Annotated in this window: 8 protein-coding genes and 3 pseudogenes; 1 reads left to right on the top strand and 10 read right to left on the bottom strand. The window is 33.3% G+C overall.

Annotated features, from left to right (window positions below; genetic code table 11):
• The first annotated feature begins 99 nt into the window (after positions 1-99).
• Entirely contained in the window at positions 100-249 is a 150-nt protein-coding gene (locus COL05_RS28950; protein WP_098671104.1) for a DUF1657 domain-containing protein, read from the top strand.
• Here the strand turns inward: COL05_RS28950 and COL05_RS28945 are convergent.
• From COL05_RS28945 to COL05_RS28885, 10 genes and pseudogenes are all read right to left on the bottom strand, one after another.
• The gene (locus COL05_RS28945; RefSeq protein WP_098671103.1) at positions 231-797 is read right to left on the bottom strand and encodes a histidine phosphatase family protein; all 567 of its coding nucleotides are present in this window, start codon (positions 795-797) and stop codon (positions 231-233) included. The genes COL05_RS28950 and COL05_RS28945 overlap by 19 nt on opposite strands.
• A gap of 502 nt (positions 798-1,299) precedes the next feature.
• Positions 1,300-2,493, bottom strand: coding sequence for a DUF3880 domain-containing protein (locus COL05_RS28940; protein WP_098671102.1), 1,194 nt, complete (start codon positions 2,491-2,493; stop codon positions 1,300-1,302).
• Positions 2,494-2,570: 77 nt separating this feature from the next.
• Positions 2,571-4,541: a DUF3880 domain-containing protein gene (locus tag COL05_RS32230; protein ID WP_098671101.1), complete on the bottom strand. Its 1,971-nt coding sequence runs from the start codon at positions 4,539-4,541 to the stop codon at positions 2,571-2,573.
• Positions 4,542-4,920: 379 nt separating this feature from the next.
• Positions 4,921-5,922 carry a polysaccharide deacetylase family protein gene (locus COL05_RS28925; protein WP_098671099.1) on the bottom strand — a complete coding sequence of 334 codons (1,002 nt, stop codon included), beginning with the start codon at positions 5,920-5,922 and terminating at the stop codon, positions 4,921-4,923.
• Positions 5,923-6,023: 101 nt separating this feature from the next.
• A complete protein-coding gene (locus tag COL05_RS28920) occupies positions 6,024-6,692 on the bottom strand; it encodes a polysaccharide deacetylase family protein (RefSeq protein WP_098671098.1) in 669 nt (222 codons plus the stop codon).
• A gap of 1,534 nt (positions 6,693-8,226) precedes the next feature.
• A pseudogene (locus tag COL05_RS32100) lies at positions 8,227-8,714 on the bottom strand (Rossmann-fold NAD(P)-binding domain-containing protein); the annotation flags it as partial.
• Positions 8,715-8,907: 193 nt separating this feature from the next.
• Positions 8,908-9,111 carry a hypothetical protein gene (locus COL05_RS28905; protein ID WP_098671096.1) on the bottom strand — a complete coding sequence of 68 codons (204 nt, stop codon included), beginning with the start codon at positions 9,109-9,111 and terminating at the stop codon, positions 8,908-8,910.
• Between the two features lie 1,283 nt (positions 9,112-10,394).
• Positions 10,395-10,757: a hypothetical protein gene (locus COL05_RS28895; RefSeq protein ID WP_098671094.1), complete on the bottom strand. Its 363-nt coding sequence runs from the start codon at positions 10,755-10,757 to the stop codon at positions 10,395-10,397.
• Between the two features lie 113 nt (positions 10,758-10,870).
• Positions 10,871-11,008, bottom strand: a pseudogene (locus COL05_RS28890) (ArpU family transcriptional regulator); the annotation flags it as partial.
• Positions 11,009-11,150: 142 nt separating this feature from the next.
• Positions 11,151-11,764, bottom strand: a pseudogene (locus tag COL05_RS28885) (Holliday junction resolvase RecU).
• Positions 11,765-12,064: the final 300 nt, after the last annotated feature.

The raw sequence follows: 12,064 nt of genomic DNA, 5'->3' as shown, positions 1-12,064 counted from the left end.
CCTACTCACTTCGCGTTCTTTGAGGAAAGAGTCTTCTTGGCTAAAATGATAAAAGAGGCATTCTATGTTTTGAAGTACATTTACAAGAAGGAATATTACATGACAGTAATCACTAAACTTAAACAAACTATTGCTGGATTAAAGATTGCTCAAGCATGCCTAGAAGGATTTGTTCTTGATACTGATAATAAGCAAGCAAAACAATTATATATAGGTGCAGCACAACAAACTCAAGAAATGTTTAAATGATTGGTATTGTTACTAAACCTAATAATACGGAAATTTGACTGATATTCAAGTAGATGTATGCCTGTGTTGTCAGTATGGAACCACACATCATGTTCTTTCGGTAACTGAAGGAAGCTATCTATAATTTTTGTAATCACTCCTCCATGGGAAACAATTGCAATTCGTTTGTACTGTTTACTTCTTTCTCTAACAGCTGCAAGGATTTTCTCAGCACGTAATCTAAAGTCTAGTTTACTCTCCCCATTCTGCATTTCACGTAACTCAATTAGATACTCTACAGGGCTGTTAACAGCATTATTCAAAATTTCAGTAGATTGAGTTGCTCTTAATAGAGTACTCGACCAAATAAGTTCTGGAGAGAGTTTCTTTGATATATAACTAGACATTTTTTCAACTTGTTCCAACCCCCTTTTTGTTAATTGTAAATCAGTTGATCCTTTATAACCCTCTTCTAAAAAATTATCTTCGGATTCTCCATGACGAATTAGTAGGATTTGCAGCCATTTAACCTCTTTAGATATTTGTCCTTTCTTCTCTAACTTAGACATACCTGATTGGAATCCTTTAAGTATCCTGAATATGGACGATATATATGGTATGCATCCTCTTTATTTAAATACAGAGCAGTTGAAACAGGGTTCTCCAACTATTATGGATACTTGTAGTGAAAAAGTCATATAGACAAATTCAACTGTAAGGAGTCTACGCTAAAGAAAATATGTAAATTTTCAGTTCATCACCAATAGACAGGGTAATATTTGGATAGATGTACACTCCATTCTGAGTGGACACTTAGAATAGAGTGTACTAAAATTGATTTATTTGCAAAATATCAACCCCATGTTACGGTGATAAACCAAATCTTTGCTCCTCATCCATCCCATCTTATTAGGTTCTTTGTAAAAGGAAGTGAAATGCTTATATAATATATAACCCCAGACAGACGCTTTTTAAAAGTGCCCATGGTCTGGGGTGAAATCTATAAAAATCAAATCTATAAAAGTCAAATCTTAAGAATTCTTAAAGTTCTTTATATGCAGTTTAGAAATTTCATTCGATTTTCTTCTTTCTTATTGCTAATCTTTCATTTTCTACTATTATATTAGATGTTAAATGATTTAATTTTTTTAAAGATTCAATAGATACTCCGAATTTCTTTGAAATCCCGTGTAACGTATCTCCTTTTTCAATTGTATACATTTCATAGTCTTCTTCTAAATCAGTAACATACATTATTTTCCCTATTTGCTTACTTGTTTTTTCTCTTTCTATTAATATATTATGCTCAATTAGTGTATCTATAATTTGTTTAGCACGAGCTTGATAAGTATGCTCCTGTACTGTTATTCGCCCCCGTTCTTGAATTTTCGCTTTCTTTTTTGGATGATTCAAAAAATAGTGTATTGCTTCAAGTGTTTCTTTTGATGATGAAACCGTAACTAAATCTTTCCCTGGCCTAAATATCTTCTTAACACCTGGAGTATCTAGCGTAAGAAGAAATCCACCCGATCCTAAAATTTCATACGTTCTTTGGGTAATTAGCTCTTGATAATTTTGTAACCCTATAATAATATCTGCAGAGTTATACACCTTATATGTCTCTAAATAGTGCATAGGGCCATGAATCCAGTCTTTTGGTATATCTATGCCAAAAAAACGATCCATTTCATCCCATTTATTCCCCCAAAAATCAATACGAATATTTTTTTCCAAAAGCGGTCGAATTAGGACAATAAGGGCATGGCTTCTAAAATGATCAGGGTATTTTTCTAAAATATGAGGATATGCATTTGCAACAACTGCAATTGAACAATTGTATTCTGGGGATTTAAGAGATTTGTAGTGTGCTGTTTCTTCAAAGCCAAAGTCCAAATGAGCAGCTGGGACTCCTAATTGCCGATAGACTTTAACTGTTTTTGGACATATTGTAAACACAAAATCTGGTTTCATTCTTTTAACTAATGGTATAGACCAAATGTCTGTATAAGCAGGATCTTCCACCGCCCAATATATAAGGGGTATTGTTGTTTTCTTCATACATTCTCTTATTAAATCTTGCTTTATTTTTGTTTGTTCTTGCCCCCAACCAATTGAGATCACCAAATCCGGATTAAATTCTTCCAACATTTGCGAAAGATTTTTTGTTAACGGACCCGAAATTAAAACATCATGCCCATTTGCTTGAAATCCTCTCGGTAAGTTATTCTTCCATATATGGCTACTCTCTAAGAAAAGAATACGCATTTCATTTCACTCCTTAACCCACACAATTATTTCAAATTTCTTACAATACATCTTAATTTTTAAGGTACTAAAAAAGACTACACGAGCATTTCACTTACTTTTACTATTTGGTATCCTTGTTTTTTCAATTCGGAGATTATAATATCTGTAGCAACAGCTGTTGGTTTTCCATTTAAATGAAATAATACAATATCCCCACCTTTAAGCTTTCCCAGTACTCTATTAACTATAGTTTCAACTGGGGGTTCTTTCCAATCAATTGAATCTATATTCCAATGAATTGTGTAGGGAAAACCGAGTTTACCAGCAATCTCTAGAATTTCTTTATTCCAATTTCCAAAGGGGGGCCGAAATAACGGACTTCCTTTCGTCTCTATAATTTTTTCAAAACACCTAGTTGTTTTCTTAAATTCCTTCATAATGTCCCTAGATGATAATTTCGTCAAATCCGGATGACTGTATGAATGATTTGCAATTTCATGCCCTTCTTTCACAATACGTTTAGCGAGACTTGGAAATTTTTCTACCCATGCACCTGTTAAAAACATCGTAGTTTGGATATCATGTTTTTTTAATACATTTAAAATTTCTTCAGTCTTATCTGCATCAGCACCTGCATCGTAAGTTAATGAAATCATTTTTTTAGTATTTAATCCTTTTGAAATCAGTACGGATGGAAAAACCTTCAATTTAGAATCACTTGTATCAATTTTAATTAATTGACCTGCAAGAATATAGTCTGAATCCAGTTCATTATCTAACTTAATTTTTTCTACTGAGATATCAAATCTTTTTGAAATACTTCCTAAAGTTTCTCCATGACAAATGGTATAATAATTATAATTTGTAAGCTCATTTTCATTTATTTTTCTTATTTTCAACGGTCTTCCAGCATCAATTTGATCGGAAGTAAGGTTGTTTAATTGTTTCATTGAACTGACAGTTATCCCTAGTTCATTTGCTATGCTAACTAATGTATCGCCATTGCGTACATTATAAATCTCAAACTCTCCCTGTTTATATGTCTTGTTCTTTTCATTTCCAAAAACATAATTACTTCTTTTCCCTCTAAATATCCCGTACTCTTTTAAAATATCAATCATATACTCTGCACGTTTCTCATAAGAATATTTTTCAACTGCTTTTCTTCCATTTTTTCTAATCTTTTCTCTCATTTCAGCATGCTGAAGGAAATAATTAACTACTTTAACAGTTTCCTCAGGTGAAGACGATGTTATAAGGTCTTTTCCCGCTTTGAATACACGATGAATTTCAGGAATATCATTTGTTAAGAGAAGGCCTCCAGAGCCAAGTATTTCATACGTACGTTGCGTAAGCTGCGTAGGAAGATTTTGAAGCCCGATAATAATATCGGATGAGCTGTAAACTTTATTTGCATCTGTGTAATCAATATATCCATGAATCCACTCCCTTGGAATATCGACACCTAAAATATCCTTCATTTCATCCCAGTACCTACCATAAAAATCTATTCTAATATTATTTTCTAACAAAGGTTTGATTAATGTGTTTAATGATTGATGGCGAAAATGCTCTGGAAGATAACTCAATTTTTTAGGATATCCGTTTGCAACAAGTGCAACTGGAGCATAATATCTCGGATCTCTATCCATTGGGTGATGGACAATTGGATGATAGCCGAAGTCTAAGTGTTCGGCAGGAATCCCCTTCTCTTTGTAAACTTCTACCATATCCGAGCAAATTGTAAATACAAAATCTGGACGTGTTCTCTGTATATAAGGTAATGTAAAAATCTCTGTAGAAGTTGGATCTTCCGTTGCCCAGTAAACATGTGGAATATTAAATTTTTTCGTACATTCAAAAATCAATTGTTGTTTGAACTTAGATGAATTTTCTGGTCCCCATCCCATTGTTATAACTAAATCTGGTACAAAATCATCTATAAGCTTGTAAATAGTATGTTTATCTAAAGGGCCTGAAATCTTTACTTTATGTCCAGCATCACGAAACCCGTTTGGTAAACCATGAATCCACATTGGATGGCTCTCTAAAAATAAAATTCGCATATTTTCCCACCTCAAAAATGTGATATTTTAACGTATTCCCCGAAAAAATTCTCCTTCCAGAGGCATGTGAAGGGCGTAGCCCAACGATAGGTGGGAGATGAATTTCGGTTTGGCATAGCCAGAAACTTTTAATAAACTAGCTATATGAAGTTCTTTGATAACTTGATATAGAAGGTTGCAGGAAGAAAATAGCATGCGAAAACCAAGCCATTCGGTTCCTGCGTAAAATATCAACCGTACCAAAAGAGCCTCCATGCGTTGGACATCTAGGGTTGGAACACCCCAAAGTAACGCTCAGGGAGACGAAAGATTACTTTCGTCGTGGAACTGAGAAGCTCCCACTTCATGCTTTGCTAAGTGGCGAGTAGTTTACATATTGTTAATTCCTCTCCAACAAACGATCTATTGTTACAAATTCGTATCCTTTTGCGATTAATTCATCTATTAAAATTGGCAACGCCTTGACTGTCCCATCCAAGATTCCAGGGGACATTTTAAGAGAATGCTGTAATACTATGGCTCCTGGTGATAAGTCCTGTCTCACAATCGCAATGATTTCTTCAGCAGACAATCCTGTCCAATCTAACGTGTCAACTGACCACATGATTAATTTGTAACCTAATTCACTGATAAAATTTAGATCTGCATTAGTAAAATCACCATATGGTGGACGAAACAATGTTGTTTTTCTTTCTCCAGTTAATATAGTAATTTCATTTTCTGTACGAGATATTTCTTCATTTATTTGCGAAGTGGTTAAATTCGTGAATTTAGGATGGCTCCAACTATGGTTTCCTAACGTATGTCCTTCGTTCACAATACGCTTTAACACACTCGGACACCACTGAATTTGTTGCCCCACAACAAAAAAAGTAGCTGGAACTTTTTTGTTTTCTAGAAGATCTAAAATTTTAGGAGTGTAATAATCATCAGGACCATCGTCAAATGTTAAAGCTATCTTATTCCCAGCTGCGGCTCCTCTATAATAAACATTCGAATTCCATTTAGGTAAGGAATTCGTGATCAAGTATATTCGAGGAATTTCCATATTGGACCAAACAACTAACTCAAGTCTTTGAACAACATAAAAAAATGGAATATATATTGTATCATTTATTTCAATAGGTGCAGTCAAAAGAGAATCATGTAAAACAGTTTTGCTTCCTTCTATAAAGACATCACTTTTACACTGGTTCTTAAATAATGTGAGCAAAAATTTATCCTTTTTCAAAACAATAGAATGGTTTTTACTATTATAATCAACTAAAATGCCTGCGTGTTTTAAAAACAAAACTGGAACCATAACATAACCATCTTGAATATAATAAGTTGTTAACACCATTTTCCCATCTACATAAATCTCTACCTGTTCTGTTTTCATTTTTTAATCCTCCTATCCTTGTTATTTAAAAATTAAAGTTTTAAATAACCTCCTCGCTTACAATAAGGAAAAAAACAATGGAGAATACCGCAAAACTATAGCTATAATGAAAGCAGCTTACTTACCGTACATATATTAAAATTACGATTTAAAATCAATTTTAATATATTCGGTAATGCCTTAACCGTTACTTCAGTTGGATGGATCAGAATAATGGATCCATTTTTCACGTTAGAATTTACTTTATCTATAATTTCATCTGCATGATTTGTATTCCAATCTAGAGTATCTAATGAACTAATAATTGTTGTCATACCTTCTTGAGAAGCTATCTCTACTATTCTTTCATTACATGCGGCATATGGAGGAGTAAAGAACTTAGGTGTAACTTTAAGTTCTTTAAAAAGGATTTCATTTGTACTTTTTAATTCCCATTTAATATAATCATCCGTTAATCCTCTCATATCAAGATGTGAATAAGCATGACTTCCAATCTCATGTCCCTCATCCCTTATCTTTCGAGCTAAATGAGGATATTTATGAATCCAAAGCCCTTCTAAAAAAAACGTGAATTTGCAGTTGTAATTTTTCATAATCTCCAATAATTCTAAAACGTATTGATTTCCCCATGATACATTAATTATGATCGAAATTAAGTATTTATCGGGCTGTCCAAAATATATAGGGTTTATACTCTGGTTCGTATTTCTAAATTGAGAATTCTGTTTAGCAACAATAGGAAAAAAGTCATAAATTTTATTTTTATCCATTACATTCCACACACTTCTTCAATATCATTTTTCATATCCCTCACTATTTCTAAAACTCTTGTCTTATTTTATATGCTTCTATACATCTAAATGATTGGGGGAATTAACCTCATAATATTGCTTATTCCAGTATGCTCTTTATACATATTAGTAAAAGAATACTTAATGATTCGAAGTTTGTGGATTCATATTATAGAATTATCAGGAGGGAAAATAGAAAATTATTCAAGTTGCTATACATTAAAAAACTGAAAAAATCAGGAGAGATTTTAAAAATCGTAAGGAAGAATATTTTTGTTGAATATTTTAAAATCCCAATATAAATTTAACGTATTCCCCGAAAAGAATTCTCCTTCCAGAGGCGTGTGAAGGGCGTAGCCCAACGATAGGTGGGAGATGAATTTCGGTTTGGCACAGCCAAACACTTTTGATAAATTAGCCATATGAAGTTCTTTGATAACTTGATATAGAAGGTTGCAGGAAGAAAATAGCGTTCGAAAACCAAGCCATTCGGTTCCTGCGTAAAATATCAACCGTACTAAAAGAGCGACCATGCGTTGGACATCTAGGGGTAGAACACCCCAAAGTAACGCTCAGGGAGACGAAAGGTTACTTTCGTCGCGGAACTGAGAAGCTCCCACTTCAAGCTTTGCTAAGTGGCGAGTCGTTCACATTTGGATAAATAATCATTATTTTGAAGATACACGTATAGTTCTTACACATAACATCAGTAACTGTTACTATAAGAGGCTTGTCCGAAGAGATATAACATACAGTTCTTTCCTTTGACTTGACCGAATAAAACTCAATATTACGTATATAATGTATACACATGGTAATCTTTTTCCTTGGATGAGCAGTTAGCTTTTGCTAGCTGCTCTCTTGTTTGAAAAGAAATGTTCATTACATTCCTTTTCATTTGTGTATAACATTTTCAACCACGTATTATACTATAACTGTAACTTCAAGTTACATATCCGTATTTGTAGGGCCTAATTTCTTTTGTGCAACAAAATGGTTAGCAAATTAAGCTGACTGCTTTGTTGTGCCAAATAAAGTTGGTGTGAGATATTTGCACCCCAATGAATGACTCACATATATTATTATGAGTGCTACACCTCTCTCTCTCAGGGACCCACTTAATAAGAGCACTAATTAAAAGTGCTCTTATTCGTTTTTTTGAATAACTCCCCGAATACTGTTCATACTTTGAATACGCCAGTCTGTAACAATTGATTTCCCCTTTAAAACGGAGCAGTTAACTTTTGCTAGCTGTTCTTTTATTGCTTGTCCACTTCAACCCATTCACCATCGTATATTATCCAACCATCATGACCGTACAATTCTTCTTGCCTCTTCCTTTTACTTCGCTCATCGCTTTCGATACGCCCTTTTTTTCTTAATTTTAAGAAAAATAACTCTGTTATTTTTTTATATTAATATATAATAATGATTGCTAATTAATAAACTTACATAAATACTTTTAAAAGTTCTTGAACTAACGGAATAGGTCGTTTTTTGATTAAACTTAATTTCATGTTTGGGAGCTCTGACTAACAATTTGGTTCAAAGCCTCTTTTATTGGTATAGTAGGGCGACCAAGTAATTTTTCTAAATCATTGCTCTCTACTTCTAATCCACCTTCTCGAATACCCTTTTGTATGTTTACTTACATAGGAATGTAAGCTTCTGGAACCACTGCTCTCATCATCATGTTGGTGTTGGAATAAGTATCATCATCGGCTCGCTGTACAGGTATTTCTTTCCCAAATACATCTCTAAGAACAGATACTAGTTCCCCTTGCATCATTAACTTACCGAAAAGTTCGTAAACATTATTCTCGTGTCCTTCTCCAGTTAATATATTTGCTGCCGCCTCCGCAAAATCTAGTCGAAGTGCCCAGCAGATGTCACCCAAGGTGCTCCTACCATCGCGGCTTTTATGCTTCCAATTTCATTTTCCAAATACCAATTATTTCGTAAAAACGAATACGGAATACCTGTTTTCAAAATAGATTCTTCTCCATTTCACTTCAAATCCTATATGTCCTTATGAAATTGGTACAAGTATTAGTTAATTGACTGATGCTTGTACCTTCATCGATTGAATTCGTTTGTTTTGTTATCTTTCCTTAACAACAAACAAGACGCCACCAAGATCAAGGCAGCGCCTACGATAATTACTATTGGTTTAATTCACTTATTTACCCTCACGTCATTTATTTCTTTGCTTCCATACCCCATTCTCTTTACGATAAGTATTTTTTCCACTCATAAAGTCAGCTGTATTACCAGGAATGCTATATCTCTTATTCTTATTCTTTGCCTTTTTCTTTGCCTTCTTCTTCAACCTTTTCTCTTCTTGAACAGCTTGCAAATCCGCCTTCCATTGTTTCAACAAATCCTTTTCACGTCGCATCGAATTTGTACCCCTTGGATTAAAATATGAATTAATCAGATTCTATTCATTTATATAATCATTTAATCCAAATGTCCATATTGGACAAAAAAAATAGCACCTTACGATTGCAGGTGCTCAAATATATGATAGGGGGAACTATCCTATACTTCAATATATGCTTGTCCTTATTAAATGGTTAAATATAAAAAGAGTACCTGTCATTAGGTACCCTTCAACAAATAAGTATGGCGCTCCAAGTCTCACCTCATATGATAACTCGTCCCACGATTCATCATATGATTGTCTTATTAGAATGTTCACTGGTTTAATGTGTAATTTCTATACAACAAAGAAAAATCACCCGTTTTGGATGCTTTTCTTATCTATACCTGCGCAACTACTTGAACTACTCCCACTTCTAAACGAAGCGAAAGTGGGGATAGTTCAACAAGTTCACTTCCGTATAACTTGTCCAATATTATTTACACTACAACTGTAACTTAAAGTTACACATCATTACATGTAGGGCCTAATTTCTTTTGTACAATAAGTAATTAGTTAATTGAACTAGCTGCTTTGTTGTGTCAAATATAGTTTTTATTAGGTATTTGCACCTCAATGAATAACTCACATACATAATCATGTGTGCCACACTACTCTCTGAGATCCCAACTTACTGAGAGTACTACTTGAAAGTGCTCTTTTTAGTTTTGTCTGAATAAATCCCCAATTTCTGCTCATACTTTGAATACGCCAATCTGTAACAGTTGATTTTCCTCCCAAATGGGGCAGTTAGCTTTTGCTGACTGTTCTTTTATTTAGAATTAAAATAGCGTTTTTGTTCCAAATTATACCCTCATTCTTTTGGACGCATTTACCAATATTTTTACCAAAAAATTCATGATACCATTAATTAGTCGAGTACGTCATTACTTGACGATTACCCTTAGGAGCCCCGCAGACAATCGGGGCTTATTTTATTTAAATAATGATTTTATTAAGTTTTCTTTTTTACACCAATAATACATCCTTTATTAACCTGTTATTTTCATATTCCATAGAAAAAATAATAAAGTTTGCTTATGATTTTTTATTACTACCCATTTCCTCTTATTCTATCTTAGTATACTTGAATTTTATTATATCATAACCATTATATAACCTTTTCAGCTACGTAGTATGATACATTAAGAAAATTAATACACCCTCCTCATTTTATACTTTTATATTATTTTGTTGCAAAACTAAAATATAAACAAAATTTTATATATCAGAAAAACTCATTATATGTAGAATCTCATCTAATTAATCTTAATCCAGATGTAATCATCTTCATAATTAACATTTAATTTTGATCGAATTCCCTTCATATAAGCCTCTAATTGTTTTGTAAAGTCCTCATCATCAACCTGATCATATCTATTTACGTCTAAATATAACTTAAATATATTTCCTTTCGTTAAATCAAACTCCCATTTTTGAAAATTATGTAGCATATTTTCCTTATTCATGTAATTATTAGCTTCCATATAATCTAGTAATTCGTATAAATTATAGTATACCAAGCTATTTGGTTTAAGTTCTTCACATTTTGGACAGTATTCTCTATATCTATCTTGTAATTGCATAATTATTTCTGTCCCACATTGATTACAGTTATACATGTAGCATTCTCCTTTACTGGATAACCCAATTCGTCTCTCTTATGCTCTTCCCACCCTTAAAGTTTAATATTATACTATTTCGCTTTAAAAATATCCCTCTCATGCCACTTAAAATATAAACTAATTCCTTCCTGCTCTACATCATTACTGAATCGCATCTTAAGTGCTCTGTATTCCTTTAATACACTTACTACTTCCTTTTGTACTTTCTTATCATCGATAGCCGGTAATAAAGTTAATTGTCTTTCCATGAAGGAATCCACCTATTTCGAATTTTGGTTTTTACATTCACATCAGGTACGTGAAATTTTACTATCTCTTTATTGAATAAGGGAAACATGCTTAGTAAATTAGCCCCCACCCATCTACTCTGCATGGTTCCGACTACCTCCATTATACCTTTAATAACTTACGTGTCTTACTGACCATCTTCTCTTTTCCCGCTTTAATGTTATTCGTTACCTTTTTATGGTCCTAATCAAACTGAATCATGCCATCAAAAATAACTGGAGCTACTGCTTCATCTACGTATTGCAAATAATCAACTGGCGTCCGTTCTGTCTGTTCTACTAGGTACCCATAAATGTCAAAGTCTGCTCTTGGTATAGACTTCTTGCCCTTTGGTTGATGAGACATCCTTACATAAGATTGAATGACTGATAGTGGCACCACGAATACTGACTTGTCCTTACTGAACTCAATAAGGAAGAAACAAATTGCTCCCATCTCCTCTGCTTTCTCCAGGTAATCTAATTGGTGCTGCGCAATATTCTTTAAATCAAATCTCCCTGCATTCTCTGTAGACTTTGCTTCAAAAGCTACAGCTCGTCCCTTATACACGCCGTCATAGTCTACTGTACTTTTAGCTTCATAGAATCTATTTAGTACACGGCCACCTTCACAGGAGTCGGACGCTTGTTTATAAGCGCTACTCCACCTCTTTGATACATTTCGTTTGCTAGATTGATAAGCATTTCAAAAGCCATTCCACGGTTTCCTAGTCCCATTATTATTCCTCACTTTCTATTAAAAGGATTATTTTGTTCAAAAATTCATTCTAATTTATAAACACTATCTTTTTCTTATATTTTCCATTAAAATTTAATAGAAATATTCCAATAACAAAGGAGCAACCTATGAAGCATAATATAAATTTATGGTCCTTTATTTTTTCATTCATTTGCATTGCTTTTTTTCTTTTATATCTTGAAGTATGCACACCTGAAATGAATGCATCTTTTATAAATATCGTTTATTTTCATCCTTTATTTTTCGTACTCATTTTTTCAATAGGAACTTTTTTTGCT

This window comes from Bacillus sp. AFS059628 (assembly GCF_002571225.1).
Taxonomy (GTDB): domain Bacteria; phylum Bacillota; class Bacilli; order Bacillales; family Bacillaceae_G; genus Bacillus_A.
Note: the sequence above shows the minus strand (reverse complement) of the source record. Positions and strands in the feature narration are given on the sequence as shown.

What these genes read in the sequence shown, in the direction of transcription:
- COL05_RS28920 (WP_098671098.1), bottom strand. Translation starts at nt 6,692, where the DNA reads ATGGATAAAAATAAAATTTATGACTTTTTTCCTATTGTTGCTAAACAG.
- COL05_RS28950 (WP_098671104.1), top strand. Translation starts at nt 100, where the DNA reads ATGACAGTAATCACTAAACTTAAACAAACTATTGCTGGATTAAAGATT.
- COL05_RS28925 (WP_098671099.1), bottom strand. Translation starts at nt 5,922, where the DNA reads ATGAAAACAGAACAGGTAGAGATTTATGTAGATGGGAAAATGGTGTTA.
- COL05_RS28895 (WP_098671094.1), bottom strand. Translation starts at nt 10,757, where the DNA reads ATGTATAACTGTAATCAATGTGGGACAGAAATAATTATGCAATTACAA.
- COL05_RS32230 (WP_098671101.1), bottom strand. Translation starts at nt 4,541, where the DNA reads ATGCGAATTTTATTTTTAGAGAGCCATCCAATGTGGATTCATGGTTTA.
- COL05_RS28905 (WP_098671096.1), bottom strand. Translation starts at nt 9,111, where the DNA reads ATGCGACGTGAAAAGGATTTGTTGAAACAATGGAAGGCGGATTTGCAA.
- COL05_RS28940 (WP_098671102.1), bottom strand. Translation starts at nt 2,493, where the DNA reads ATGCGTATTCTTTTCTTAGAGAGTAGCCATATATGGAAGAATAACTTA.
- COL05_RS28945 (WP_098671103.1), bottom strand. Translation starts at nt 797, where the DNA reads ATGTCTAAGTTAGAGAAGAAAGGACAAATATCTAAAGAGGTTAAATGG.